Origin of the sequence: Comamonas testosteroni, from assembly GCF_030505195.1 — a bacterium.
Classification (GTDB): domain Bacteria; phylum Pseudomonadota; class Gammaproteobacteria; order Burkholderiales; family Burkholderiaceae_C; genus Comamonas; species Comamonas testosteroni_G.
The window spans coordinates 1,114,551-1,140,218 of record NZ_CP129672.1; the positions used below are offsets into that span (position 1 = coordinate 1,114,551).

Annotated in this window: 22 protein-coding genes; 11 read left to right on the forward strand and 11 right to left on the reverse strand. The window is 62.6% G+C overall.

Annotation, left to right across the window (positions count from 1 at the left end):
* The 5 genes from QYQ99_RS05160 to QYQ99_RS05180 all read left to right on the forward strand — a co-directional run bounded on the left by QYQ99_RS05160 (position 1) and on the right by QYQ99_RS05180 (position 5,260).
* Positions 1 to 2,127: an NAD(P)/FAD-dependent oxidoreductase gene (locus QYQ99_RS05160; RefSeq protein WP_302091711.1), complete on the forward strand. Its 2,127-nt coding sequence runs from the start codon at positions 1 to 3 to the stop codon at positions 2,125 to 2,127.
* 236 nt (positions 2,128 to 2,363) lie between these two features.
* The gene (locus QYQ99_RS05165) at positions 2,364 to 2,948 is read left to right on the forward strand and encodes a nucleotidyltransferase family protein (protein ID WP_302091712.1); all 585 of its coding nucleotides are present in this window, start codon (positions 2,364 to 2,366) and stop codon (positions 2,946 to 2,948) included.
* Positions 2,949 to 3,071: 123 nt separating this feature from the next.
* On the forward strand, positions 3,072 to 3,548 hold the full coding sequence (locus QYQ99_RS05170) for a GNAT family N-acetyltransferase (RefSeq protein WP_302091713.1): 477 nt from the start codon (positions 3,072 to 3,074) through the stop codon (positions 3,546 to 3,548).
* A 247-nt stretch (positions 3,549 to 3,795) separates the two neighbouring features.
* A complete protein-coding gene (locus tag QYQ99_RS05175; protein ID WP_302091714.1) occupies positions 3,796 to 4,287 on the forward strand; it encodes a hypothetical protein in 492 nt (163 codons plus the stop codon).
* A 139-nt stretch (positions 4,288 to 4,426) separates the two neighbouring features.
* Positions 4,427 to 5,260: an aminoglycoside phosphotransferase family protein gene (locus QYQ99_RS05180; protein ID WP_302093116.1), complete on the forward strand. Its 834-nt coding sequence runs from the start codon at positions 4,427 to 4,429 to the stop codon at positions 5,258 to 5,260.
* An 87-nt stretch (positions 5,261 to 5,347) separates the two neighbouring features.
* Here the strand turns inward: QYQ99_RS05180 and QYQ99_RS05185 are convergent, their stop codons facing one another.
* Genes QYQ99_RS05185 through QYQ99_RS05200 form a run of 4 tightly spaced genes read right to left on the reverse strand, consistent with a single transcriptional unit; the run spans position 5,348 to position 7,635 of the window.
* A complete protein-coding gene (locus tag QYQ99_RS05185) occupies positions 5,348 to 5,608 on the reverse strand; it encodes a hypothetical protein (protein ID WP_302091715.1) in 261 nt (86 codons plus the stop codon).
* Between the two features lie 18 nt (positions 5,609 to 5,626).
* Positions 5,627 to 6,019, reverse strand: a complete 393-nt coding sequence (locus tag QYQ99_RS05190) for a nuclear transport factor 2 family protein (RefSeq protein WP_302091716.1) — start codon at positions 6,017 to 6,019, stop codon at positions 5,627 to 5,629.
* A gap of 17 nt (positions 6,020 to 6,036) precedes the next feature.
* Positions 6,037 to 6,936 carry an MBL fold metallo-hydrolase gene (locus QYQ99_RS05195; RefSeq protein ID WP_302091717.1) on the reverse strand — a complete coding sequence of 300 codons (900 nt, stop codon included), beginning with the start codon at positions 6,934 to 6,936 and terminating at the stop codon, positions 6,037 to 6,039.
* A gap of 48 nt (positions 6,937 to 6,984) precedes the next feature.
* Positions 6,985 to 7,635: a DsbA family protein gene (locus QYQ99_RS05200; RefSeq protein WP_302091718.1), complete on the reverse strand. Its 651-nt coding sequence runs from the start codon at positions 7,633 to 7,635 to the stop codon at positions 6,985 to 6,987.
* Between the two features lie 67 nt (positions 7,636 to 7,702).
* Between QYQ99_RS05200 and QYQ99_RS05205 the strand changes: the two genes are divergently transcribed.
* Positions 7,703 to 8,638, forward strand: a complete 936-nt coding sequence (locus QYQ99_RS05205) for a LysR family transcriptional regulator (protein WP_302091719.1) — start codon at positions 7,703 to 7,705, stop codon at positions 8,636 to 8,638.
* 284 nt (positions 8,639 to 8,922) lie between these two features.
* Here the strand turns inward: QYQ99_RS05205 and QYQ99_RS05210 are convergent, their stop codons facing one another.
* Both QYQ99_RS05210 and QYQ99_RS05215 read right to left on the reverse strand, forming a co-directional pair.
* Positions 8,923 to 9,693 carry a glucose 1-dehydrogenase gene (locus tag QYQ99_RS05210; protein ID WP_302091720.1) on the reverse strand — a complete coding sequence of 257 codons (771 nt, stop codon included), beginning with the start codon at positions 9,691 to 9,693 and terminating at the stop codon, positions 8,923 to 8,925.
* Between the two features lie 250 nt (positions 9,694 to 9,943).
* Positions 9,944 to 11,368: a coniferyl aldehyde dehydrogenase gene (locus QYQ99_RS05215; RefSeq protein ID WP_302091721.1), complete on the reverse strand. Its 1,425-nt coding sequence runs from the start codon at positions 11,366 to 11,368 to the stop codon at positions 9,944 to 9,946.
* Between the two features lie 124 nt (positions 11,369 to 11,492).
* Here QYQ99_RS05215 and QYQ99_RS05220 point away from each other — a divergent pair, with 124 nt between their 5' ends.
* The 3 genes from QYQ99_RS05220 (at position 11,493) to QYQ99_RS05230 (ending at position 14,954) form a co-directional block, all read left to right on the forward strand.
* Positions 11,493 to 12,827, forward strand: a complete 1,335-nt coding sequence (locus QYQ99_RS05220) for a spinster family MFS transporter (RefSeq protein WP_302091722.1) — start codon at positions 11,493 to 11,495, stop codon at positions 12,825 to 12,827.
* Between the two features lie 22 nt (positions 12,828 to 12,849).
* A complete protein-coding gene (locus tag QYQ99_RS05225; RefSeq protein ID WP_302091723.1) occupies positions 12,850 to 13,686 on the forward strand; it encodes an SDR family NAD(P)-dependent oxidoreductase in 837 nt (278 codons plus the stop codon).
* A 158-nt stretch (positions 13,687 to 13,844) separates the two neighbouring features.
* Complete coding sequence (locus tag QYQ99_RS05230) at positions 13,845 to 14,954, forward strand: Rieske 2Fe-2S domain-containing protein (protein WP_302091724.1); 1,110 nt, start codon at positions 13,845 to 13,847, stop codon at positions 14,952 to 14,954.
* A gap of 172 nt (positions 14,955 to 15,126) precedes the next feature.
* On the opposite strand, the gene QYQ99_RS05235 is transcribed toward QYQ99_RS05230, so the two are convergent.
* Positions 15,127 to 15,837 carry an EthD domain-containing protein gene (locus QYQ99_RS05235; RefSeq protein ID WP_302091725.1) on the reverse strand — a complete coding sequence of 237 codons (711 nt, stop codon included), beginning with the start codon at positions 15,835 to 15,837 and terminating at the stop codon, positions 15,127 to 15,129.
* 11 nt (positions 15,838 to 15,848) lie between these two features.
* Entirely contained in the window at positions 15,849 to 17,144 is a 1,296-nt protein-coding gene (locus QYQ99_RS05240) for an MFS transporter (protein WP_302091726.1), read from the reverse strand.
* Positions 17,145 to 17,388: 244 nt separating this feature from the next.
* Here QYQ99_RS05240 and QYQ99_RS05245 point away from each other — a divergent pair, with 244 nt between their 5' ends.
* Entirely contained in the window at positions 17,389 to 19,104 is a 1,716-nt protein-coding gene (locus tag QYQ99_RS05245) for an N-acyl-D-amino-acid deacylase family protein (protein ID WP_302091727.1), read from the forward strand.
* A 225-nt stretch (positions 19,105 to 19,329) separates the two neighbouring features.
* Positions 19,330 to 19,782, forward strand: a complete 453-nt coding sequence (locus QYQ99_RS05250) for a hypothetical protein (protein WP_302091728.1) — start codon at positions 19,330 to 19,332, stop codon at positions 19,780 to 19,782.
* A gap of 102 nt (positions 19,783 to 19,884) precedes the next feature.
* Here the strand turns inward: QYQ99_RS05250 and QYQ99_RS05255 are convergent, their stop codons facing one another.
* The 3 genes from QYQ99_RS05255 to QYQ99_RS05265 form a co-directional block, all read right to left on the reverse strand.
* Positions 19,885 to 21,510, reverse strand: a complete 1,626-nt coding sequence (locus QYQ99_RS05255) for an AMP-binding protein (RefSeq protein ID WP_302091729.1) — start codon at positions 21,508 to 21,510, stop codon at positions 19,885 to 19,887.
* 264 nt (positions 21,511 to 21,774) lie between these two features.
* Positions 21,775 to 23,133 carry a spinster family MFS transporter gene (locus QYQ99_RS05260; RefSeq protein ID WP_302091730.1) on the reverse strand — a complete coding sequence of 453 codons (1,359 nt, stop codon included), beginning with the start codon at positions 23,131 to 23,133 and terminating at the stop codon, positions 21,775 to 21,777.
* A gap of 103 nt (positions 23,134 to 23,236) precedes the next feature.
* Complete coding sequence (locus QYQ99_RS05265) at positions 23,237 to 25,648, reverse strand: acyl-CoA dehydrogenase (protein WP_302091731.1); 2,412 nt, start codon at positions 25,646 to 25,648, stop codon at positions 23,237 to 23,239.
* Positions 25,649 to 25,668 lie beyond the last annotated feature (20 nt).

The following is a 25,668-nucleotide window of genomic DNA, read 5'->3' on the forward strand; positions in this document are numbered from 1 at the left end:
ATGAGCAATCCCCACGCATCAATGCTGCAGCCGGGCCGTATCGGCACCATGGAGCTGAAGAACCGCATCATCATGGCCCCCATGGGCGAGAACTACGGCGGCATCGACGGTATCTGCGGCGAACGTGCCCAGGACTATTACGAAGAGCGTGCCAAGGGCGGCACCGGCCTCATCATCATGGGCACGGCCGCCATCTCCTGGCCCACCGGCACCAGCGAGCCGCACCAGCTGGGCATCTCCGAAGATCACTTCATCCCCGGTCTGGCGGAAGTCACGCGCCGCGTTCACTCGCACGGCGGCAAAGTCGCCATCCAGATCAATCACAGCGGCAAGGTCGCGGCCAACGACCGCACCCACGGGCGCGAGATGTGGGTGTCTTCGATTCCGCCCGACGGTCCTGTGGCCGAAGCCATGCGCACCGTCACACCCAAGGAATTCTCGACCTTTGTGGGGGTTGGCCCCTACCCCGACCGCTACCGCATGATGGACAAGGCCGATATTGCGCAGATGGTGGAATGGTTTGCTGCGGCCGCCCTGCGCGCCAAGCAGGCCAGCTTCGATGCGGTGGAAGTGCACTGCGCGCACAACTACATGATCGCCAACTTCCTCTCGCCCTTTTTCAACAGCCGCAGCGACGAATACGGCGGCAGCTATGAAAACCGTAGCCGCCTGCTGCGCGAAGTGCTGACTGCCGTGCGCGAGCGCGTAGGCGCAGACTTCCCCATCTGGGTGCGTATCGACGCCGAGGAAATGCACACGCCCGGCGGCATCACCATGGACGAGGCACTCAAGACCGCCAAGCTCTGCGAAGAGCTGGGCATGGATGCCATCAATGTCTCGGCCTATGCGCGCCTGCCCACAGGCTCGGCCTTCACGGATGCACCGATTCCGCAAAAGCAGAATGCTTACCGCGAATTTGCCACCGGCATCAAGAAGGCGGTCGGCATTCCCATCATCTCGGCCGGCCGCTGGGAGCTGGATGCCGCTGCCGCCGCCATCAGCCATGGCGAGATTGACTTTGTGGCCATGGGCCGCAAGCTGCTGGCCGACCCCGAGCTGGCCAACAAACTGCAAGCCAACACCGCCCAGAGCGTGCGCCCCTGCATTTATTGCTATGCCTGCGTCAGCGAGATTTTCATCAACAAGGGCATCAAGTGCGCGGTCAACGCACAGACCGGCCACGAGGCGAGCAAGACCATCACCTTCGCCGAAAAGCCCAAGCATGTACTGATCGTCGGCGGCGGCCCTTCGGGCATGGAGGCCGCCCGCGTCGCCGCCCTGCGCGGCCATCGCGTGACGCTGGTCGAGCGCAGCGACCGCCTGGGCGGCACGCTGTTTTTTGCCGCACTGGCCTATCCCGAGAACGGCCGCCTGCTCGACTATCTGGTCAAGCAGATGGACCACCCCAATATTCAGGTTCGCATTAACACCAGCGTCGATGCCAAGCTGCTCGATGAACTCAAGCCCGACGAAATTCTGGTGGGCACCGGCGCCAGGCGTGCCGCCCCCGCCATCGAAGGCGCGCAGCAAAGCCATGTCTGGAGCGGCGATGAACTGCGCCGCCTGATGACGGGCGATCGCGCCGAAGAAATTGCCAAGGCCAAGCTGAATCTGGCCGAGCGCGCACTGTTCAAGGCCGGCGGCATGCTCAAGGTGACGGACAGCACGGCAGCGATCCAGAACCTGTCCAAGCTGTGGATGCCCCTGGGCAAGCGCGTGGTCATCATCGGCGCCGGCCTGGTAGGCCTGGAGCTGGCCGAGTTCCTGCTCGATCGCGGCCGCGAAGTCACCGTGCTGGACCCCGGCACCCACCCCGGCACCGAGCTGGCCATCGTGCGCCGCTGGCGCGTGTATGACGCCGTGAAGAGCCACGGCAAGCTGCTGATGCAGTCCAACGTCACGCGTATCGAGCGCAAGGAAGTCGTCTGGACGGACAAAAAGGGCGAGGAATACCGCACGCCAGCCGACTCCGTGGTGCTGGCCATTGGAGCCGAGGCCGACTCCGCCGTTGCCGACCAGCTGCAATCCCTTACCCGGACTCCTGTGCGCCGCATCGGCGACTGCCAGGACCTGGGCTATATCGAGGGCGCCATGCATTCAGGCCATCAGGCCGGACGCGAAGTCTGAAGATACTCCTTGATCGCCGAGACCGCCTGCGAGCATGGAACTCGCGGGCGGTTTTCCATTGGAGTCACCGTATTTCGGCAGAACCTGGCCCTTTGCCGATTGCCGATTGCCGATTGCCGCTGCGCGGCCGGCCGAAGCGAGGGGTTTCATCCGGCCCGAAGCGGGTCTTCGCAACTGAAGCAAAATAGCTTCGATCTTGCCTTTCACTTTTGTTTCACCAGGAATTGACTGTCCCGATGCCTACGCCTGAGCGCTTCGTTGCGGATGTTCTGAAAAATATCAACAATCGCACGATTGTGGAGCGCTGGGATGATTTGAATCTTCCAGATGGCTGGCTTGTTGCAGGCTGCTTATTTCAGACAGTGTGGAATTTGCAGGCGCAACGAAATCCTGCGGATTCCATCAAAGATTACGATCTCTTCTACTTTGATCCATCGAGCACCACTGAGAGTGCGGAACAGAAAGTACAAGCACATGCCGATCGCGTTTTACGCGACCTGGATATCAAGATTGAAGTCACGAACCAGGCTCGGGTTCACTTGTGGTACGAGTCATATTTCGGTCGTCCCTATCAGGCACTGCGAAGCTCTTGCGAGGGAATCGATCGCTTCCTGATCCCAGCTACTTGCGTGGGCCTTCGCCCAGGCTGCCTCTATGCGCCGAACAGCCTGGAGCTGATCTATGACGGCGTTTTGGCGCTCAATCCATTGACCCCGCATCGTGAGCTTTTCGAGCAAAAGGCCGAGTCCTACCAGGCGCGTTGGCCATGGCTGCGAATCGTTGCCCAGGGTCATCCGGCTCAGAGAACTGATGCACGCTGATGTGTGCGTGCATGTTCGCCTTGAGTCATTCCGGGACCGTTGCCTACCGGCCACGAGCAGACCTTACACTTCAATACAGGTCGCTCTATTTACCCCCGGCTCGCACGATGAAAAGTCTTTCCTATGTCCAAAAATGACGCTGCAACAACTGTCGTAGTAAGAGAAGTCCAACCACATGACTTTGAAGCGTGGCTTTCACTTTGGGATGGCTACAACGCTTTCTATGGAAGGGCCGGAGCTACCGAACTGGCAAAGGAAATTACCCAGAAAACTTGGGAGCGATTCTTTAATCCCATCGAACCGGTCTTTGCGCTGGTCGCTGAAAATGCAGGAGAAGTGGTTGGTCTGGCGCATTACATATTTCACCGTAGTACCACGAGACTGGGCCCTGTCTGCTACCTGCAGGATCTTTTCACGGCCCCGACAAGGCGTCAGCTTGGAATTGGCAAGGCGCTCATCAACGGCGTCTACAGGCAAGCCATGCTGGCTGGCTCAAATCGCGTCTATTGGCAAACACAATCAACCAATGAAGCCGGCCGTGCGCTCTACGACAAGTTAGCCAAACATAGCGGTTTCATCGTGTACAGCCATGAACTCTAGCCTCTTGCTCCAGATGAACGAATGAGGCTCGTGAATTGACGGCGGCTTCGGGTCGAATCGACAGTCACGTGCAGCCTCTGCCTTCAAACAGGATGGTCTTGCCCAGTGCCTTTGGGCGAGGCCCCTGCATCGACCTGGTCAGGGCATGCATGGCCCAAGACGCCCAAGCTGGAGATAGACCCAGCCCCACAAGCTGTATGAAAAAACAGTAGACTTTGGACTTGATAGCTCAGGGAAAAGTCCAGACATGCCAGCAGAACTCGAACCAGAAGACATCTCAATCTTCGAAGACCGCCTTTGGCACCACAAGGGCTGGGAAGCCCGCGTCATCAAGAATGAAGACGACGATGGCTGGGCAGTTTCAATGACCCGGGACGGCCAAGCGGAACCCGCTCTGGTCGGCCCATGGACCATGGGGCGCGACAAGAAGAATCCCAAGCCTCTTGACGTGTCGGCCTTCAACACGCTGGTGAAGACTGCCAGCGAAGTGATACGTCGCCATGAGCAGCACCAGGCAGCGCTGTTGCACAAAGCCATCCAGATTGAAGTTCGCGGATTGCGCGTGACGGTGGCTCTCGATATTGAGCCCGATGAGGACAACCCCACGGCGACTCTCACTGCCACCGCAGCGGACGGCAGCGAATTGGCCAAGGTACGAGTGCGACCCGGCCATAGTCTCACCCGTGCGTCTGCACAGCACTGGGCAGACGCAGGCTACCCGCGTGATCGCGAGGACTGAGCCTCTCAAGCAAGCCACTTGCTCGGAAGCCGGCCCCCGGCAAGGAGCTGCATTGCCCCGTTGAAGCCACCGCCATCAGCGGCCATTGGACCGCTGCACCCAATCCTCGGATGGCATGGACTACCCCAAAATCAGCCAGATGCCCAACCTCGACCTGTTTGATATCCATCTCCAACGCTGGAGCGCGAAGGTGGCCGGTGACCCCTTCACCACGCATACAAGTGACCTTCTGCCCGTCACCCTTACAAGGAACTGGGCAGGTCTGCCTGCAATGATCAAAATCATGCGAAGCCTTGATGAGCGCATCGGCGCCAGGGTGCTTCAATGGTGGGGTGGCAATGGCGCAGCGCGAGTCTATGCTTGCGACCAAGATGCAGGAGCGCTGCTGATGGAGCGCGCAACCGGCTCCAGGCATTTGCTGCACATGGCCAGAGAAGGCGAAGATGATGCAGCGACAAGCTGTATCTGCCGCACCATCGAGCAACTGCATTCGAAGAGACCCTCGGCACCCCCTGAAGAACTGCTGCCACTGACGGATTTTTTCAAGTCTCTCCCGCTGATGGCGCAGCAGGAAGGCGGCTTGATGGCCGAATGCGCAACGGTGGCAGGTGAGCTGCTCAATGAGCAGCGTGAGCCTGTCGTCCTGCATGGTGATGCGCACCACGGCAACATACTCGATTTCGACAGGCGTGGATGGCTGGCGATAGATCCAAAGCGCGTCACCGGTGAGCGGTACTACGACTACGTGAGCGTGCTGTGCAACCCCGAGCTGGAGACTTGCACCGACCCGGAGCGCTTCGCTCGGCAGCTTGCCGTAGTCATCAAGGTCACGGGGCTGGAGCGTCGGCGTTTGCTCAAATGGGTCATGGCTCACGCCGCTTTGTCGGCGGCCTGGTTCCTGGAGGACGGAGAGCGCGCCCGGGCCAACAGGCAACTGGCCGTTGCGCAGCTCGCCCGACAGGCGCTGGGCTGAGGCTTTCAGCTCCGCCGCCTAAAGGCCTTCATCGGACGGCCGACTCTCGGACAGCCGGCTATCGGATACCGCACGGCCTGCCCCGGTTCACGCGCCAGGCCCAGCGCGCAGCGCCGCTTCAAACCGGGCCAGCTCCTGCTGCAGCGTGCCGCGCTGCCTGAAGCGCAGGCCGGCCCTCTCATACCAGTTCTCGGCGTCCTCCAGATCGCCTTCCTGCAGATGCAGCAGCCCGTGCAGCCAGGCCGCGAGCAGGCCTTCATGCCGCTGCACGGCATCGTGCGCGGCATTCCATTGCCCGGCCTGCATCAGCAAAAGAATGGCTTGCAGCTTGGCATTGACTTCGTTCATGACAGGACTCCGCCGCGCTCAGGCCAGCAGCGCCTGCTGCACCGGATGGCTGTCCACATACTGCTCCATGCTCGTGATCCTGCCGTCGCTGAGCCGATACAGGTGAGCGAAGCTCGCCGTCATCGCTTTGCCCGTCTTGCGGTAGGTTCCCGAATAGACGCCGAAGGCTGCCACACGATCGCCATCGGCCAGGTAGGTATGGACCTTGGCGCTGTAGCCGTCCCACTCCGTTGCCAGCCGTTGAAACACGCCCGCGACAATCTGCTGCGGGCCGACGTAAGTGCCGGCATAGGGAAAGCCGGCAGCCTCTGTCCATCTGGCATCGGGTGCCAGTACGGCCAGCAGATTCCTGCCGTTCTCTTCGGACGAACCTTCGTAGGTCGCGCGGATGATATCCAGATTGGTGGTCATGGTGTGCGTCCCGGGCTTCAGCCCCACTTCATCTCACCCATGGCCACCTTGGCACCGATCTGCAGCGCAGCGGCCAGGCCGGCGTCAGGGTAGCGCCGGTTCATGGCTGCGATCAGCGCGTCGCTGTTGGCCGCCTTGGCCAGCTCCTGCTCGAAGGCCAGCAGGTACTCGCGGGTGTAGTTCACGGCCGAAACATCCAGCGCTCCCTGGGTGCCCAGGTGGCCCGGAACGACCACGGCCGGATTGCGCGCGGCGATGGCTTCCAGGTTCTTTACCCAGGCGGCGCGGGAGGCTGGCGTCGGGGTATCGGCCGTCCACACGTGCAGACCCGAGAAGACCAGCACGCCACCGAAGACCGCATTCAGCGAGGGAACCCACAGGTAGCGGCGGTTCTCCAGTCCTTGTGCCTTGACGATTTCGATGGTGCTGCCCTCCAGCATCAGCGCGGGGCCGTCATAGGCTTCAGGAAAGACGATGTCGGCGAGCTTCTGCGGACCGTTCTCCTTGAGCTGGGGTGCCCAGGTAGCTATCTTCTTTTGCACGTTGGCGCGGATGGCGGCAATGGTGTCGGAGGCGGCCAGCACCCTGGCAGCGGGAAAGGCGGCCTTGATCGGGCCCAGGCTGAAGTAATAGTCCGGGTCGCTCTGGCTGACGTAGATGGTGGTCAGTTGCTTGCCCGATGCCTTGATGGCTTCGGCCACGGCACGGCCATCGGGCAGGGAAAAGCCGCCATCGATGAGAATGGCCTCCCTGTCGCCCGAGAGCAGCACGGGCGCACGGAAGAAGCCTTTGTCGTCTGCGGGAAAGTGCTTCCATTGCAGCTTGGAATGGCCGGTCACGGCAGCGGCGCAACCAGCCAGGCCTGTGGCGATGCCGGCAGCGGCGGCGGTTTGGACAAAGTCTCGGCGATTCATCATGATGGTTCTCCGGTGAGTTTCGGGATGGCGGGGTTGAAAGCGAAAGCCTCAGGCCTTGGCGATTTGCTCGGCAAAGGCCTGCGGATTGGAGTAAGCGGCACTGGAGTTCAGCAATTGGCGCTGGCCATTGGTTTGCAGGATGAAGCTTGGAACGCCACGTGCGCCAAGCTGGCTCTGCAGCGCCTTTGCCCCTTCAATGCGGGCTCGATTGGCAGCCAGCAGTTCGCCATCAGAGCGCAGCAGGCTTGCCGCAGCCTGCTCCAGCCCCAGGGCCTGCAGAACTGCCATCAGTGTCTGCGGTTGCGTGATGTCCTCGCCATTGACGTAGCGGGCATGCTGAATGGCTTCAAGGGCGTCAAGTTCACGCTCCGGATTGCACAGACTGACAGCGCTCAGCGCCAGGGTGGCCGGGCCGCTGTCGAACATCTGCTGACGATCCGACAGCACATGGCTGCGGTAGCGCTCGCTAAAGCGCTGGCCCGTCAGGAGCTCGATGCGTTGATCGTTGCCCCAGGCATAGGCGGCAAAGCCATCGTCCATGAGACGGGCACCTTCGCCTGCGAAAAGGCCGCTGGGCAGCAGGCGCAGTTCGACCTCAGGCGCTTTGCGCAGAGCCGCCACCGCGGCGGCGGCACCGTAGCACCAGCCGCACAGGGGGTCGAATACGTAATGCAGGGTCTTGGTCACCATGGACTCCATTGCTTCAATACCGTGATCGTAGGAACAAAGCATTGACAGAAAAAGCCTTATCGAATAGATAAACTGTATGTCAATAGCAAACAATTCCGAAGAATCCGTCGCCGGCAAGCTGGCCAATCTCAAGCGCCTGGCCTACTTTGCGGCCGTGGTGGAAACCGGCAGCTTCACGGCGGCTGCGGACCGGCTGGGCATCACCAAGGCCGTGGTCAGCCAGCAGGTCGCAAGGCTGGAGCGCGAATTCCACACGACGCTTCTGACGCGCACCACCCGCAAGGTCGTTGCCACCGACGCAGGCCGGATCTTCTATCAACGCTGCGCATCCATCCTCAAGGATGCGGGCGATGCCTTCGACGAGCTGGGGGAAGTGGCGGCCGAGCCTTCGGGAACCTTGCGTCTGACCGCCCCGCTGGACTATGGCATCACGGCCGTGGTACCCGCCATCACCGAGTTCACGCGGCACTATCCCCAATGCAAGGTGGACGCCGTGTTCAGCGACCAGCCGCTTGATCTGATGTCGGGGCAGGTCGAGCTGGCAATCCGCGTCGGCTGGCTTTCCCACTTGAATGTGCAGGCTCGTCAGATCGGGAGCTTCAGGCAATTGCTGGTCGCCGCTCCCTCGTTGCGCCGGCAAGTGACGCAGCTCAAACAGCCGCAGCACATCAGCGAGTTGCCCTTTGTTGCAAACACTGCCTTGCGTGAGCCATGCAACTGGAGCTTCTCGCGCAGCGAACTGGAGCGCCAGAGCGTGACCGTGCACCCGGTGATCTCGCTCGATGCGACGCTGGCCGTGCGCGAAGCCGTGCGTCATGGGGCGGGCTTGTCGGTATTGCCCGACTTCGCCGTGGCCGATGATTTGAAGAGCGGCACGCTGATACAGGTGCTGCCCAGGTGGTCACTGCCATCGGGGGGCATTCATGCCGTGTTCCCGACCGCACGATTCCGGCCTGCAAAGGTCAAAGCTTTCGTGGATCTGATGCAGGAGCAAATCCGCTCCAGAGCATGACAGAGGCCGGCCATCAGTCAGAAAACAGGCAGCGAACAGGCGGCAAGCAGGCGGCTCAGGCGACGACATGCTGAATCCACCCCAGAGCGCCATCGCACAGCAGCCGCGTCATCCGGGGCTGCAGCTTGCAGACCTTGCAATGGCGCTTGACCGGGAACGCAAAGGCTCGACTCATGCTGCGGAGCGGCTCAAGCGACATCGTCAGGCGTGCATAGAAAAAGGGAGCCCAAGCTCCCCTTTTTCTGCGCGAAACGGTCGGCCCCGCCTGAGCGATGCCTTCAGAGTCAGAAGTTGGGCGCTTCCACGCCACCGTCCACCCCCAGCACCTTGCCGGTCACCCAGCTGGATGCGGGGCTGGCCAGAAACAGCGCGGCATTGGCGATGTCTTCGGGCTGACCCAGGCGTGCCATGGGTGTGGTTTTTTCCATGCGCTCCTTGCGATCCGGCGTGAGAAACGGTGCCAGTGCATCGGTCATGATGGTGCCGGGCTCGATGGCGTTGATACGTACCTTGGGACCGAAGTCCTGCGCCAGGCAGCGCGTCATCTGGTTGAGCGCGGCCTTGGCCGCACCATAGGCGCTGAAGTACTTTTGCGAATAGCGTGCGGCCGTGGACGAGATATTGACCACGGCCCCGCCGCCCGCCGCCTCCATGGCCGCAGCGGCCTTCTGGATCAGCGTGTACGCCGGCACCACATTGAACGCCAGCATCTCGCGCACCGCCTTGCCCGCCACCTTGCGCGGGTCGTTGGGGCCGCCACCGCCCACATTGTTGATGAGCACATTGATCTTGCCCAGCTCCTCCACGGTGCGGACGATGAGCTGGTCCAGATCTTCTTCCTTGTTCACATCGCCCTGCACGGCAATGGCGCGGCGGCCCAGCGCTTCAATCTCGGCCTTGACTGCCTGCAGGTCCGCTTCGGTGCGCGCAAACAGCGCCACATCGGCACCGGCCTTCGCCAGCGTGACAGCGCATGCACGGCCGATACCCTTGCCCGCGCCGGTCACCACGGCCACCTGCCCCTCCAGCGAAAACTGGCGAAAAATCTCGTTCATGTCTCTTCCTCTGATTGCGTTCCAACCCAGCCATGCTCTGCATGAAACGCTTTTGAAACATCCACCAAACGGACCATGGGGCAAGCCCCATGGTCGGACCCCTCAGCTTGCGTCAACACGAAAAATGGAGCCCTTGACATTGATCGCGCTGCACCACGGCAGCGCCACGAATCAGGAAAATTCCAGATCAGAGACAGCGAGGCTGTCGTCCCTCTACCGCGAGGCAGAGAGGGGAAAGCCGCGCAGCGGCTCAGGGAGTGACTGCTGCCTGCAGCATCTGTGCAAACTGCTCGTTATAGGGCGGCAGCATGCCCCACTCGCGACGCGGGTCGTGGTTGCCGGCCTTGTAGACGGAGCGGGCATGACTGAACTCGAGAAAACCCTCGCGGCCATGGTAGTGGCCCATGCCCGAAGCACCGACGCCGCCAAACGGCGCATCCTCCAACGCAGGATGCATGACCACATCATTGATGGAGACACCGCCGGACAGCGTGTTGTCCAGCACCCAGTTCTGCTCCGTCTCGTCGCTGCCGAAGTAGTACAGCGCCAGCGGGCGCTCACCGGAATTGATCGCGGCCACCGCATCGCGGATGTTCTGGAAGCTTCGCAGCACCAGGGCCGGGCCGAAGATTTCGTGCTGGGATATTTCGGCTTCGGCTGGCGGGTTGACGACCAGCGCCAGCGGCAGGCGGCGGTCTGCGCCGGCTTGCGCGGCACCGACTTCCAGCACGGTCAGACCACGCGCCCTGGCATCATCGACATAGGCTTTCACACGTGCGTGGTGGCGCTCGTTGATCACGGGCGTCATGTCTGCGTTGCCTGTCACCGAGGGATACAGCGCCTGGTATTGCGAGGCAATGCCATCGGCCAGCGCCTGCAGGCGGGATTCATGGACCCAGACCACGTCGGGTGACACGCAAAGCTGGCCGGAGTTGAGCGACTTGCCAACGGCGATGCGCTCGGCCGCATTGGCGATGTCGGCGGAATCGCCCACCAGCACGGGGGACTTGCCACCCAGCTCCAGCGTCACGGGCACCAGGTTCCTGGCGGCGGCCGCCATGATGAGCTTGCCCACGCTGGTGGAGCCCGTGAAGACCAGATGGTTCCAGGGCTGCTCGGCAAATGCCGCAGCCACTTCGGGACCGCCCTGCACCACGGCCAGCACCTGGGGGTCAAAGCGCTTGGCCACGGCCTCGGCCAGCACCTGGGCCGTACGCGGTGCAATTTCGGAAGGTTTGAGCACGGCCCGGTTGCCCGCCGCGAACGCGCAGGCCAGCGGCGACAGCAAGGTGAACAGAGGCGCATTCCAGGTGCCGATGATGCCGATCACGCCCTTGGGCTGGTACTTGACCCAGGCCGTGGCACCAAACATGTCGAAGGGTTTGACGCTGGGACGCTCGGAGTCACCCAGCCAGCCCTTGAGGTGATCGCGTGCATGCTTGAGCGAGGACAGCGAGCCGAGAATGTCATTGGCCAGCGAGAACACAGCGGGGCGGCCACCAAAGTCTTCGCCCATGGCCTGGCACAGTGCCTCCTTGTGCTCCACCAGCATGTCGATGACTTGCTGAATGCGCTGCATGCGCACATCGGCGCTGACTGCGGCCTCTTCGATAAAGGCCTGTTTTTGCATGTCCAGCAGTTGGCGAATGCCGATGGACGAATTCGTCTGGGTCATTTTGTCTCCTCGATATTTCTCTTGAAAGCCATGAACGGAAGGCACATGCTCAGACCTGAGGATTTCGCGGTCGTCGTCCAAAAAGACGATGGCATAACCCTAGGCCCCTCGCACGATGCAGCGCATGCACACCCCTCAAACCCCGCCTCCCGCCGTCAGCTGGCGCACTCATCTCAGCCTCGCCCTGCTGGCGCTGGTCTATATTTTCTCCTTCATCGACCGACAGGTTCTGTCTATTTTGCTGGAGCCCGTCAAACAGGAATTCGGTGCCTCCGACACCGAGATGGGTTTGCTCACGGGGCTGGCCTTCGGTCTGATCTATGCCATGCTGGGTGTGCCTGTGGGGCGTCTGGCCGACACCCGCAACCGCCGCAACATCGTGGCCCTGTGCTGCGGCATCTGGAGCCTTGCCACCGCTGCCTGCGGCATGGCCACGCAGTACTGGCACATGCTGCTGGCCCGCATGAGCGTTGCCGTGGGCGAAGCCGGCGGCATGGCGCCCTCGGTGTCCATCGTCTCGGACCTGTACCCCCCCAGGATGCGTTCGTTTGCCATCAGTCTGTTCATGATGGGCCCCAACCTGGGAACGCTGCTGGGCCTGGTCATCGGCGGCATGGTGGCCCAGCACTACGGCTGGCGCTCGGTGTTTCTCGCCTTCGGCATTCCGGGCGTAATTCTTGCGCTGCTGGTGTATTTCTTTGTCAAGGAGCCGGCACGTGGCGCCTATGAAAGCACCAGGCCCGCAGCGCAGGGCAGCACCCCGCGCGAATCCATGTTTGCCCAGGTCAGGCGTTTGCTGGGCATGGCACCGCTGCGCAATATCTGCATCGCCTGCGGCGTGGCCGGTATTGCCGGTTATGGCTACGGTGTCTGGGCGCCGAGCTTTTTCATGCGCATTCACGGCATGAGCATCTCCCACGCCGGCCTGGTGTTCGGCCTGGCCAGCGGCCTGGGTGCCGTGTTCGGCGCCATGTTCTGCGGCTGGCTCAGCGACAGATTGACGCAGCGCGACTCGCGCTGGCAGCTGCGCCTGGCCGCCATGGGCACCTTCTGCGCCGTGCCTGCAGGCGTGGCCGTGTTTTTCTGGCCCGTGTCCGACTTCTGGACGGTTGCCGGCATCAAGGTTCCCTATGCCATGGCATTTGCCCTGCTGTTCGGCTTCTTTGCGAGCTGGTTTGCCACGCTCTCCTACAGCGCCGTCAGCCAGATGGTGACTGCCGCCGAACGCAGCGTTGCCTCGGCACTTCTCAATCTTTTCATGACCTTGCTCGGCGTGGGCCTGGGTCCGCTGGTAACCGGCATTTTGTCGGACTACTTTTCCCGGGCCCATGGCTCCGAAGGCCTGCGCTGGGCGCTGATGGGCGTGACCTCGCTGCTCGTCATCACTTCGCTTTTCTTCGCGTTGGCCATCCGCTCCTATCAGCAGCGCCTGCAGCAGTTGCAGATGGCTGCCGCCTGATCATCAAAAATTGGAGACTCTCATGAGCCGACCCGTCGTTCTCATCACCGGTGCCAGCCGCGGCATCGGCGCGGCAACCGCCGTCTTCTTTGCCGTCAAGGGATGGCGCGTGGCCATCACCGCCCGCACGCTGAGCGAAGGTGCGCAGATGGCAAACCAGCTGCGCCTGCCAGGCGGCCAGCTTCTGTCCGGCAGTCTGGAGTCCACCGCCAAGGCCATCGAGGCCGCCGGGGGCGAGGTCTTTGCGCATGTCATGGACCTGATGGACCTGAGCAGCCTGGACAAGGCCGCAGACGCTGTGCTCAAACGCTTTGGCCGTGTCGATCTGCTGATCAACAACGCCGTCTACCAGAACCGCGAGATCAACCACCTGATCCCCGAGATCACGGCCGAGTCGCTGCAGCGCTGCATGCAGGGCAATGTCATCGCCCCTTTCCATCTGGCGCAGCGCCTGCTGCCGGCCATGGCGGCACAAGGCGGCGGCCGCATCATCAATGTGTGCTCGGCTGCCGGTCAGTACAACCCGCCCGTGCCCGCCGACCAGGGCGGCTGGGGCTTTGCCTATGGAGCCTCCAAGGCCGCCATTGCGCGCCTGGCCGGCTGCATCAACACCGAATACAAGCAGCAGAATGTGCGCGCCTTCAGCGTCAACCCCGGCGTGGTGACGACCGAGGCCGTCAAGGCCACGCTGGGCGACGACGGCCTGCTGGCTCAGCGCTATGGTGCCTCCACCCCCGAAGAGATTGCGGAGGCACTGTTCTGGCTGGGCACGGAGAAAGACGCTCTGCCACTGGCCAAGAGCTACACCATGATTGACCTGCAACCACTTCACAAAGAGCGCGTGGCGGCGACCACGTGAGCAGCATGTAAGCGTGCGCAAACACCCAACCCAGGGCAAACCCTGTGCGATTTGCGCCATATCAAAGCCGCGCATTCACTCGTCCAAACAGAGTATGCGCAGCGACGTCACTTGCCAGAAGATTCATCCGTCCAAAACTCAATACGGAGACCTCTGCAATGGCAACCACGAAGGACTACCGCCTCGGTGAATTCACCTACCCGCGTGGCTGGTTCATGATTTCCGAGGCCAGTGCGCTCGACACCCACAAGCCCGTGGCCGTGCGCTTCTTCGGCCAGGATTTCGCGCTCTACCGTGGCCGCGAAAGCGGCAAGGTCGTGCTGCTGGACGCTTACTGCCCCCATATGAAGACCCATCTGGCAGCGCCCAACGCCACCAGCTATGTGGTGATCGACGGAGGCGGCAGCAATGTGGAAGGCGACGGCATCCGCTGCCCCTACCACGGCTGGCGCTTCGGCGCGGACGGCAAGTGCAACCACATCCCCTATCACGACGGAGCCATTCCGGCTGCGGCTGCGGTCAAGAGCTGGAAGGTGGTCGAGCAGTACGGCGCCATCTGGGTCTGGTTCGATCCCGAAGGTGGCGAGCCCGACTACGATCTGCCCACTTTTGGCGACTGGCATGACGAGACCTATGTCAACGGCCAGTGGGACTACCTGGGCGAGCTGCACCAGCACCCCATGGAGGTCGTGGACAATATTGCCGACTATGGTCACCTCAGCCCCATCCACGGCTCCACCGTGGCGCGCTTCGAGAACGAATTCAAGGGCCACAACGCCATCCAGCGCCAGTGCGGCGGTCACCGCACCCTGGTGGGCGAAGGCGGTGCCAGCGCCGATCTGCACACCGACACCTGGTACCACGGCCCCGCCATCCTGGTCTCCAAGGTCAGCGGCATGTTCAACTCCTTCATGATGATCATGCATACCCCCATCGAGGACGGCAGGATCAAGGTCTGGCACAACCTGCTGGTCAAGACCGCGCATGGCGGCCTGCCCACCAAGGCGGATGAGATCGCAGCCAAGCAGTACCAGGAGGCCAGCCGCTTGGCCTTTGCCCAGGACTTCGAAGTCTGGTCGCAGAAGGCACCCTGCCTGAACCCGCTGTTCATCCCCAGCGACGGCGCCTTCCTCAAGGCCCGCATCTGGTACAAGCAGTTCTACAACCCCCGCTCCAAGGCGGCCGAGTATCTGGACCAGTGCGAAGGCAGGTACATTCCGCGCGGCATGGTGGCCTATACCCAGGAAGCCGAAGAAGCGACGGCCTGATCCCGAGAATCTCCAAGGCAAAAGGCCCATGCACTTGCATGGGCCTTTTTGCTGGGGGAAGGAATCCACTTAAAAATCATAGCTTCTAGCGCTTTATCCAAAAGGAAATTCAATACAAAACATATTGAAATCCTTATTTATAAAGCGATAACAGCTATCAATTTATACATCCTCAAGGTCTGGCATGCGTCACCTGTGTCAGCGCGAAGACATGTTCGCCCCAGCCGAACTCGCCGTCCTGCGCACGGGCCGAGACATCGAGTGACAGCGCTGCCGCCTGCGCCTGCTCCACCGAGTCAAACCACCACTCGACCACATGGTGGTAGCCGTAGCCGGAAGGCGGTTGCTCATCGACGGTGTTGCAGACAATGCGGCTGGCCAGGCCCAGAGCAGCGCTTTGCCACTGCGGTGGACAAATCTCCGGCAAGGCCGCAGCGCCCCGCCAGACGTCGCTGCGCTGCAAAAAACCGATCAACATGACTTGCTTTTGCTGCGGCAGGACATCCACGGACCGGCAGCCATGCAAGACCTGCTGACGGCACAGCAGCGAGAAATTGCGCACATAGTCGGCAAAAACGCGTGGCTCGTCGGGACGCATGACGGCCAGGGTTTGCGGGTCGCACCAGATCGCAGAGCCGGCTTCGCGCTCTGCCAGCACCATGAGATTGACGCCGTCATAGTCCTTGCTCAGGGCTGCGGCATCTGCCTGCAGATCTCGTGAGCACTGGGCCACGGCCTTGACGCGCTGGCCCACGTTGCGGCACTGACGACCCAGCGCGGAATGCTCGCGCCAGGCCTGCGCAAAATCCTCCGGGCGCAACGCCGGATTGCGCCGCGCCAGATAGATCATCTTCCATACGGCGCAGGAATCCTTCTCGCTCATCTTTGCCGGCTTCATGCGGCAACGACCACGGGTGCGTGGGCCCTGCGATAGGCTCCAGGGTAGTGCTGCAGAGCACGGTAAAACGCCCACACCGCCGGCAACAGCGTGCACATCATGATCGCCATGGCATAGCGCAGGCCTTCGCCAGGTACAACGGTGTTGAGCGCATCGCTGAGCCAGCCCGCCACGATAGGTCCCACTCCGTTGCCCAGCAGGGCTCCGGCCATCAGGACCATGGCGCTGGCCGTGGCGCGCCGCTCGGTCGGCACGACCAGGCTCAGGGCTGCGTAGGTGGCCGGAGCCCACCAGGCCGTGAAAAACGAATAAATCAACATGCAGGCAATGGACAGCATGAACATGTCCGAGCCCACCAGCAGATAGCCGAACCCCAGCACCATGGCCAGGCTGGTGCCGATCACGGGGATGCGAATCTGCCAGCGCACATCGCTGCGCGCCAGCCGGTCCGTCAACCAGCCGGAGAACAGGCTGCCCGATACCGAGAGCACGGCAGCGCCTGCGGAAATCGACCCTGCCTGCTTGAGACTGAGATCGAAACGCCGCGCAAGCAGGGCCACATTCCAGGCACCGATCGAGATTCCCGCGATCAGGACACAGGCAGCGCCCACGATCAGAAACCGGGTCACGGGCTCTGTCCATATCAGGGCGACGGCAGACTGGGCCTGTGGCCGGCCGTCCTGCGGGCCGCAGGCCACCTGCGGGATGGTACGAACGGGTTCGCTGATGCTCAGGCGCAGCACCAGGGACAGGACCATGATGGCCACGCCGATGATGACCATGGTCACCCGCCACCCCCACCACTCGGCAAACAACGGCCCCAGCAGCAAAGCCAGCAAGGCGCCCATCGCATTGCCGACACCAAAGACACTCATGGCACGCGAGCGCTCATGGGGCTTGTACAGATCGGCCAGGATGGACATGGACGCAGCGCCGCCACCGGCATCCCCCAATGCGGCACCGGCGCGCGATGCAGTCAGTCCACCCGAACCCGTGGCCAGCGCGCCCAGCGCCGCAACGCTGCCACCAACGCCACGGCACCATGCAATCAGGCTGCGACGCTCATGCCTGTCTGCCAGTCGCCCCAGAGGAATGCCCAGCACTGCGAACGTCAGCGCAAAACCGAGCCCGGTAATCAGGCCGATCTGCAGGTCCGAGAAGCCGAACTCCTGCTTGATGGGCTGCAGCAGCACAGCCAGGATCTGCCGGTCCATGAAGGTCAGGCCAGACAAGGCCGTTAGCAGCGCCAGCACATACACCCTTGATGGATTCTGTTGATTTTTGTTTGTCATTGTTTTCTTGGTTTTTTGCATCACGCCGCAGCTCACACCTTTGCGCCGCTGCCAGGACGAGATGGCGGCCGCATCCATCTCCAGTCCGATGGCGCCGCCTTGAGCATCGTGGTCATGGGAAGCCTCCCTCACATCGTCCCAACGGACGATTCCCTAACCCCGATAGGCCTTGGGCGCGGATTGCCTCTTAATGGAACGCGGCTGCGGGCTCGACCGCACACCAGAACCTCAAGGAGACTGACACATGCAGCACTTCGACTTGCTGATCCGTAACGGCCGCATCGTGGACGGCACCGGGGCCCCCGCTTACCGCGCAGACATCGGTGTGCGCCATGAGCGCATCGCCGCCATCGGCCAAGACCTGGGCACGGCTGCGCAGGAAATCGACGCCAGCGGACTGCTGGTGACGCCGGGCTTTGTGGATGTGCACACGCACTTCGACGGTCAGGCAACCTGGGATGAAAGGCTTTGGCCAAGCTCCCAGCAGGGCGTGACCACCGCAGTGATGGGCAACTGCGGCGTGGGCTTTGCCCCCTGTCGGCCCGAGGACCGCGACACGCTGATTGCGCTCATGGAGGGCGTCGAGGACATCCCCGACACCGCGCTGCATGAAGGCCTGCCATGGAACTGGGAAAGCTTCCCTGAGTACCTGCGAGCCCTGGCTGAGCAGCGCTACGACATCGATATTGCCGCCCTGCTGCCTCACGCTCCACTGCGCGTCTATGCCATGGGCGAGCGTGCCATACGGCGCGAGCAGGCCAGCGCCGAGGACATCGAAACCATGCAGGAGCTGATCAGGCAAGGCCTGGCAGCCGGAGCCGTGGGTCTGTCCACCTCGCGCACCATGGCCCATCGCTCCAAGTCGGGGGACTTCACCCCCATGTACCAGGCCGTGAGCGAGGAGTTGCTGGCACTGGGACTCTCGCTCAAGAGCTATCCGAACAGCGTCTTCCAGATGATCTCGGACTTCGAGCAGGTCGAGGACGAATTCAGCATCCTCACACGCGTCAGTCAGGACACGGGCTGCGCCAGCACGCTCACCGTGCTTCAGTATCCGCACCGCCCGCAGCTGCACCGAGAGCTGCTGCGGCATATTGACGCCGCCAATGCCGGCGGGCTGCGCATCGTGGGCCAGGTGCTCAACCGCCCTGTGGGCGTACTCATGGGGTTTGAATGCAGCCTGAACCCCTTCTCCTGCAAGCCCAGCTATGAAGCGCTGGCGCAGCTCAGTCCAGCAGAACGCCTCCAGGAGCTGGCCCGACCGGGCACGCGCAGCGCCATCCTCGGCGAGAAGGACCGCAACCCCCACCTGTTCATAGAGTACTTCGGCCAGAACTTTGCGGGCATGTACCCCTGGTGCGGCCAAGAGCCCAACTATCTGCCGCAAGAAGGCGAATCGGTTCAGGCGCTGGCCGACGCAGCCGGCCAGCAGCCGCTCGATTGGATGTATGACTTCATGCTGGGCAATGAAGGCCAGGCGCTGGTCTATCTGCCCATGGCCAATTATCTGAACCATGACTGCAGCGCCCTGCACGAGCTGATCGGCCATCCCCACACCGTTCCCGCCTTGGGCGATGGCGGCGCCCATGTGGGCACCATCTGCGATGGCAGCGCAACGACTTTTCTGCTCACCGAATGGGTGCGCGAGCGCGGCCTGTTCAGTATCGAGCAGGCCGTCCATATGCTGACGCAGCGGCCGGCCTCGCTCTACGGCTTTGCCGACCGAGGAGTCCTGCAGGTCGGCCAACTGGCTGATATAAACATCATCGATCTGCAGGCGCTCAAAATTCTGCCGCCGCACATCGCTCGCGACCTGCCCGCCGGCGGCAAGCGCTTCTTGCAAGGGGCGCAAGGCTACCGCTACACCATCAAGTCCGGCCAGATCACCTACCGCGACAGCATGGCCACCGATGCATTGCCGGGCCGCTTGCTCAAGCGCAGCGAGCAAAGGGCCAGCTGAACGCTGTGAGTCCTGCCGCCAGAGCGGAGCAGATCCGCTCGATCCGCCCTGCTTGCGAGCCGCCATACCCCCTGGCCTCCTTCGCACAGATCGGACGCATCGACCAAGCGTCTCGACCAAGCGCCTCAAGCAGGTGCATCAAGCAGGTGCATCGAACAGGTGCCTTGGGCAGATCGTGTTCACGCCATGCGTGATGCCGGCGATATAGTGACCCCGTCATCCTCCATGTCTGCCCCCATGCATTTGCGCAAGTTCTACCCCCCGCTTCAAACGTGGCTCATGCTGCTGGGCTTTTGCGCCATGCCTTGCGGCGCGCAGGAAGCTGCGGCCTGGGAAAAGCAGGTCACGGGCCACACATCCATCACCAAGCTGGGCAGGATTGACTACGAGGTGAGCTACAGCAGCGCCGGCTTTGACCATTTCTCTTCTGAAATCGTGGCCAGATGGAATGACGGGGAAGCGCAGGAGCAGACGCTGTACGAAGGCATTTACGACAGGCCGCCCGCCAAGGTCTGGGGGAACGGGCCTCATCTTTGCATTGCCATGCAGACCTGCGCACGCTATTCGGACCGCTGCAGCCGGTATGTGATCGCACACCGCTATGACGCGCAGGCCAAGGCCTTTGTGGAGCTGAAGTCCGAGAAGACGGCGCGCCGGATCTGCGCTGCGGCACGCTGAAGATAAAAAAGAAGGAGGCCGAAGCCTCCTTTAAATCCCGTCGTCAGGCGCGACGAACAGGGTATTCTTTCTGCTGTCTGCAACTGCTCTCTTGCCTCCGGTTCAGGCCTCTATGGCGCTCAGCGGTTCATGCTCGGCCGCATAGGCCTTGGCCCAACGGTAATCCGCCTTGCCTGCCGGGCTGCGCTTGACTTCCGGGGCCAGATACACGGCACGCGGGATCTTGTAGCCCGACAGATTGCTGCGGCAGATCTTTTCGAACTCCTGCAGATCGAACTCGCGGCCCTGCTGCACCTGCACCACGGCCACCACCTTGCTGCCCCAGCGCTCGTCGGGAAGCCCCACGACCACCACATCCTGAACCGGCGGGTAGCGGCGCGCGGTTTCCTCCACCTCTTCGGGGTAGACCTTCTCACCTCCGGTGTTGATGCACTGCGAGCCTCGTCCAAGCACCATCAATTCACCCGTGGTGTCGATGCGGGCCCTGTCTCCCGTCAGCACCCAGCGGCTGCCCTCCACGACCACAAAGGTTTCGGCCGTTTTCTTGGGGTCGCCGTAGTAGCCCAGGGGCATGTGACCACGGCGCGAAAGAATGCCTTCTTCCCCTGGCTGAGTCAGGATGCGCAGATCTTCGGAAATCACGCTGAGATCGGGACGCGGCGCGATGCGCATAAAGCCTTCGCCCTCGGGCGTCTTCTCTCCCCCGCCCAGAACGCCGGATTCGGAGCTGGCCATGCCGTTGTTGAGCATCAGATGCGGCACCTGCACCAGCAGCCGCTCCTGCAGATGACGCGAGAACACGGCACCGCCGTTGCCGAAGATCCTCAGTGACTTCAGAGGCCAGCGCCCGGGGTTGTTCTCCAGCGCCTGGATGATGGGCAAGGCCATGGCATCGCCAACCACGGCCATCACATTGATCTGGTGATGCTCGATCAGGTCCAGCATGTGCACGGGATCGAAGTGCTTGCGATCGTTCACATAGACCGGATGCCCGGAAAACAGGCTGATCAGGGTGGCCCACATGGCTGCGCCATGCATGAGCGGGGCCGCCGCCAGATAGGCCAGCGCCGGGCTGTTGGGCACCAGCTGCAGCAGCTCCTCGGGCCTTTCGATGGGAGGTCGGCGGAAGTAATAGCCGCCACCGCCCAAGGCCCCCATGAACAAGGATTTATGCGGCCACATCACCCCCTTGGGCAGCCCCGTGGTGCCGCCGGTGCAGAGCATGAAGATATCGTCATCGCTGCGATCGGCGTCCGTGAGATCCTTTGCACCTTCGGCCAACACGCGCTCGTAGGGTTGCACCGTCCTGGACTGGCCATGGCGATCCTCGCCAACCCGCAGCGCCAGGCGCAAAGTGGGCACCAGGGCAATGACTTCCTGCACCGACGCATCGAAGTCCGCGCCATAGACCAGGCCGCGCAGATCCAGGCTGTTGAACAGCCCCTGAAGTTCATCGGCCACATAGCGGTAGTTGACGTTGACCGGCACCGCACCGACCTTGCTGCAGGCGAAAAAGGCCTCCAGATACTCGGCGCAGTTGTAGAGCTGGATGCCGACGTTGTCGCCCCGCCCTATGCCACGCGCACGCAGCGCATTGCCCAGCTGATTGGCTCGCTCATCGAGCTGTCTGAAAGTGAGCGTCTGGTTGCCGCAGCCAAAAGCAACGCGATCCGGCACAGCTTGCACCACCAACTCAAAAATATCCGCCAGATTGAAGGTCCGTGTCATCTCTTGTCTCCGTCTGTCTTCCCGTTGTATGAATCCACTTGTCCCGCAGGTGCTGCAATGCTCGACGGCGGTCTGTCCACATTCATCGTCCGCTTGAACCTGGTGCAGACCCTTGTGGTTTCGAGGGGGCATGCTCGCAGATCGGTCAGCAGCGCCCAACAGCACCTACCCTGAAAAAACTTCCGCCCGGGCCTTCCCCGGGGCTTGGTCGACGAAAGCACAATCTCAGAGGAAATTCGCTCCATCGTTTGTCTCCAGATCGCCTCAAGCCATCTTTTTCGTAGTCACCATCGATGCATAGGGCTTGATGGTCCAGGCATAGATCAGCAGCGCAAGCGCATAGAAGGCAAGCATGCAGATCAGCGCCCAGCGCAGCGATTCATTGCCCGCCCGAGCGCTGAATGCATCGCTGAGAAGGCCCACCGCCAAAGGTCCCAGACCACCGCCAACGGCAGTCAGCAGCAGGTTGTAGATGGACAGCGAAGTCGCCAGACGGCTGGAGGCAATCACATTGGTCAGTGCAGCAAACACCGGCGCCGCCCAGAAGCTGGAGAAGATGGAGAACAGGCCGTAGTAGGCAATCGCATGCGGAATCTGCAGCCCGGCCAGCGTCCACTGTCCCGCAGAGTCATCCAGATAGAAAGCCAGCCCCAGCGGAATCGAAATCAGCGTCCCCAGAACCGGAATGCCAATCTGCCAGCGCACGTCCCTCCTTGCCATCAGATCGGTGACCCAACCGCTGAGCAAGGCCCCAAAAATTGCCCCCGGCCCACCGATAAATCCCATGATGGCGCCAGCATCCTTGAGCTGAAGACCATGGGAGCGCACCAAAAACGCGGTATTCCACATGCCGATCGCATAGCCCGAGAACGCCATCAGCATGCTGGCCAGCCCCAGGCCCACAAACGCCTTGTTGCGCACCAGGGCCGACATCACCTCGCTGAACTTCTCGGTTGCTGCCTGCACCACGGCACGACCTTCCTGCGCGCCGCGCAAGGGCTCGCGGCAAGTCAAGCGCAGCAGCAAAGCGATCAGCACGCCGGGCACAGACAGCCACAAAAAGGCCGCACGCCAACCATAGTGCTGGGCAATCCAGGCGCCCACACCCAGCCCCACCAGCGAGCCCAGATGCGGGCCCAGGCTGAACACGCTCATGGCTCGGCTGCGCTGCTCGGGCGGGTAGACGTCGGCGATCATGGTGGTCGATGCCGCCGTGCTGCCTGCCTCGCCCACAGCCACGCCCACACGAGCGGCCGTCAGGCTCCAGAAGCCTACCGCCATGCCGCAAAAACCCGTGGCAACGCTCCAGCCGGCGCAGCACCAGGCAATCAGGTTGCGGCGATTGGTGCGGTCGGCAAAGCGGCCAAAGGGTACGGCCAGAATGCTGTAGAACAGCGCAAAGGCCAGACCCGTGAGCAGGCCCATGGCACTGTCCGAAACCCCCATCTCCTGCTTGATGGGCTGAATCAGCACCCCCATGATCTGACGGTCTATCATGCTCACGCCATAGACGAGCAGCAGCACCAGCAGCAGATAGTGACGACGCCAGCCCGTCACATTGCTCGCCGGCAGCACCCTGACCGAAGCGGCTTGCGGCACTTGGGCCGCAGCAGATGCACTCATTTCCTGTCTCCTGAAAAACGTGATCTCCGCCACGTGGATTGAATGGAGCCGTGCATGCCCGGCAAAAAGGACGCGGCACATTGCGGCGTGCCGCGCCAAGTCACTAGGCAAGCAGTTCGCAGAAGGGAAGGTCCTTGTCCGCACGGGGCTCGGCAGCCAGCCCCAGCACGCGTTCGCCAATGCTGTTGAGCACCACCTCGTCGGTACCGCCCGCAATGCGCATGCCGGCAGAGCCGAACCACAGGCGCTCCACCATGGCAAAACGCTCGCCAAGTTCGCTGGCGGCCAGCACGCCGCGCTCGCCCAGCAAGTCGATGGCGAAATAGCTGAAGGACTGCAGCGCGGCAGCGGCCACGTTCTTGGCGCCGCTCATTTCGGGGCCGGGCTGTCGCCCCTTGCTCAGCGCCGTCAGCGCGCGGCACTGCAGCAGCCATAGCGCCTGCTCCTTCAGATAGAGGTCGGCCCAGCGCTCGCGCAGGCGACCGTCCTGCAGCGCCGGCTTGCCGTCAAATCGATGATCGGCCAGCAGGCCCGCCGTGGTGCGCCACAGCTCGGCGGGCATCACGCCGCCAATGGCCAGGCGCTCTGCCATCAAGCCTGTCAGCGTGACCTTCCAACCACCGCCCAGCTTGCCCACCATCTGACTGTCGGGCACGAACACGTCCTCGAAGAAGACTTCGTTGAACTCGGACTCGCCCCCTGCCTGGCGAATCGGCCGCACGGCAATGCCGGGCGAGTGCATATCGAGAAAGAAGGTGGTCAGTCCCTCAAACTTGCTCGCCTGCGCATTGGTCCTTGCCAGCACCAGACCCAACTGGGCAAACTGCGCAAGAGAGGTCCAGACCTTCTGGCCGTTGAGGATCCAGCCTTCGCGGCCATCGGTTGCACGCTCGGCACGTGTGCGCACCATGCCCAGATCGGAGCCGGCCCCCGGCTCGCTCAGCAGCTGGCACCAGAGGTTTTTTCCGCCCAGTGCCGGGGCCACATGCAGGGCCAGCACTTCGGCGCTGGCGTGCGCCATCACCGATGGCAACACCATGCCCAGGCTCACATTGAACATGCCCGTGGGCACTTTGACCTTGCCCTCCTCCTGCCGCCAGATCAGCTCCTGCATGGGTGTGCCGCCCCGGCCACCCAGCACCTTGGGCCAGGTAATCGCGCCAAAGCCCGCTGCAGCCTTCTTGCCCTGCCAGAGCCGGGCTGCCTCCATGCGCTGCTCGGCAGTCATGTCGCGACCGAAGTAATCGTCGGCACTGGCCTTGGGCTGGGCATTGGCTTGCAGCCAGGCGCGGCATTCGGCACGGAAGACGGCTTCTTCGGGCGTGTCCTCAAAGTCCATGGACTGACGCTCCGCCGCGGCCGTGCTCTGCACAATCGTCTCTTGCGCAGGAGCAAGCAGCCGCTTTTGCAACTCGACCGCCACCTGCTCGCGCCAGGTGTGGATACTGCCCAGCTGCACGGCCTGCTGACGCGCGCGGCGATAGAACAGATGGCAGTCCAGCTCCCACGTATAGCCCATGCCGCCGTGGGTGTGCAGGTTTTCCTGCGCGGCATCCGACAGCGCCTGGGTGCTGCTCACGCGAGCTGCCGCGGCCGCGCAGGCCAGCTCGGGCGCACCATCAGCCAGAGCCATATCTGCCGTCAGCGCCCAGGCTCCGTAGTAGCAATGCGCACGGGCCAGCTGGTTGCTGGTGTAGAGATTGGCCAGCTTGTGCTTGATGCCCTGATAGGAGCCAATGGGCCGGCCAAAGGCCTTGCGCTCCCTGGCATAGCTGCAGGCCATCTCCAGCGCGGCGTCGGCGGCTCCCAGCTGTTCGAAGGCCAGCATCACGGCAGCACGATTGCGCACGCGTGCCAGCACCTGAGCAGCGCTGCGGGCTCCGTCAAGCGGCTCGGCCGCCGTGCCGTCAAAGCGCAACAAGGCATAGGGCTTGGAAGGATCCAGCGTCTTGAGTTTCCTGCGCTGCACCGAGCCGTCACAGCTGAAGGCCACCAGCACATCCGCCCCCGTCGCATCGCGCGCCAGCGCCACACCCCATTGCGCGGCCATGCCGTCGGCCACCAGCGGACATTCCCCCTTCAAGGTCTTGCCGTCAAACAGGGGCAGACCGGATGGCGGCTCCTGCCCGTCCACAGGCGCTGCCAGGCAGCCAATGCTTCCGCCCGAAACCGGCAGCAGCCATTGCCGGCGTTGCGCAGACTGATCCTGTGTAGATAGCAGGACAGCCTGCACCGCCAGATACATGGTCGATGCCAGAGGCACGGGGCTGAGCTGGCGGCCCACTTCCTCGGCCACCACGCACATCTCCATGGCACCGAGACCGATACCGCCACAGTCCTGCGGCAGCATCAGGCTGGTCACGCCCAGCTGGGCCATGCCGCTCCATACGTCCCGGGCATGGTGCCCCTCGCCCTCGAGCAAGGCACGCGCCTGCGTCAACGGCGATTCGCGGGTCAGGAATTTGCGTATCTCGTTGCGCAAGGCGTTCTGGTCGTCACTGAAATCGAAGTTCATCTTTGTTGTCTCCACCCATT

Bases quoted from the DNA above. Each gene is read 5' to 3' on its own strand.
- QYQ99_RS05165 (WP_302091712.1), top strand. From the start codon at position 2,364: ATGCCTACGCCTGAGCGCTTCGTTGCGGATGTTCTGAAAAATATCAAC.
- QYQ99_RS05215 (WP_302091721.1), bottom strand. From the start codon at position 11,368: ATGACCCAGACGAATTCGTCCATCGGCATTCGCCAACTGCTGGACATG.
- QYQ99_RS05265 (WP_302091731.1), bottom strand. From the start codon at position 25,648: ATGAACTTCGATTTCAGTGACGACCAGAACGCCTTGCGCAACGAGATA.
- QYQ99_RS05260 (WP_302091730.1), bottom strand. From the start codon at position 23,133: ATGAGTGCATCTGCTGCGGCCCAAGTGCCGCAAGCCGCTTCGGTCAGG.
- QYQ99_RS05185 (WP_302091715.1), bottom strand. From the start codon at position 5,608: ATGAACGAAGTCAATGCCAAGCTGCAAGCCATTCTTTTGCTGATGCAG.
- QYQ99_RS05240 (WP_302091726.1), bottom strand. From the start codon at position 17,144: ATGACAAACAAAAATCAACAGAATCCATCAAGGGTGTATGTGCTGGCG.
- QYQ99_RS05235 (WP_302091725.1), bottom strand. From the start codon at position 15,837: ATGAGCGAGAAGGATTCCTGCGCCGTATGGAAGATGATCTATCTGGCG.
- QYQ99_RS05180 (WP_302093116.1), top strand. From the start codon at position 4,427: ATGCCCAACCTCGACCTGTTTGATATCCATCTCCAACGCTGGAGCGCG.
- QYQ99_RS05190 (WP_302091716.1), bottom strand. From the start codon at position 6,019: ATGACCACCAATCTGGATATCATCCGCGCGACCTACGAAGGTTCGTCC.
- QYQ99_RS05205 (WP_302091719.1), top strand. From the start codon at position 7,703: ATGTCAATAGCAAACAATTCCGAAGAATCCGTCGCCGGCAAGCTGGCC.
- QYQ99_RS05200 (WP_302091718.1), bottom strand. From the start codon at position 7,635: ATGGAGTCCATGGTGACCAAGACCCTGCATTACGTATTCGACCCCCTG.
- QYQ99_RS05170 (WP_302091713.1), top strand. From the start codon at position 3,072: ATGTCCAAAAATGACGCTGCAACAACTGTCGTAGTAAGAGAAGTCCAA.
- QYQ99_RS05210 (WP_302091720.1), bottom strand. From the start codon at position 9,693: ATGAACGAGATTTTTCGCCAGTTTTCGCTGGAGGGGCAGGTGGCCGTG.
- QYQ99_RS05160 (WP_302091711.1), top strand. From the start codon at position 1: ATGAGCAATCCCCACGCATCAATGCTGCAGCCGGGCCGTATCGGCACC.
- QYQ99_RS05250 (WP_302091728.1), top strand. From the start codon at position 19,330: ATGTCTGCCCCCATGCATTTGCGCAAGTTCTACCCCCCGCTTCAAACG.
- QYQ99_RS05255 (WP_302091729.1), bottom strand. From the start codon at position 21,510: ATGACACGGACCTTCAATCTGGCGGATATTTTTGAGTTGGTGGTGCAA.
- QYQ99_RS05245 (WP_302091727.1), top strand. From the start codon at position 17,389: ATGCAGCACTTCGACTTGCTGATCCGTAACGGCCGCATCGTGGACGGC.
- QYQ99_RS05195 (WP_302091717.1), bottom strand. From the start codon at position 6,936: ATGATGAATCGCCGAGACTTTGTCCAAACCGCCGCCGCTGCCGGCATC.
- QYQ99_RS05175 (WP_302091714.1), top strand. From the start codon at position 3,796: ATGCCAGCAGAACTCGAACCAGAAGACATCTCAATCTTCGAAGACCGC.
- QYQ99_RS05225 (WP_302091723.1), top strand. From the start codon at position 12,850: ATGAGCCGACCCGTCGTTCTCATCACCGGTGCCAGCCGCGGCATCGGC.
- QYQ99_RS05230 (WP_302091724.1), top strand. From the start codon at position 13,845: ATGGCAACCACGAAGGACTACCGCCTCGGTGAATTCACCTACCCGCGT.
- QYQ99_RS05220 (WP_302091722.1), top strand. From the start codon at position 11,493: ATGCACACCCCTCAAACCCCGCCTCCCGCCGTCAGCTGGCGCACTCAT.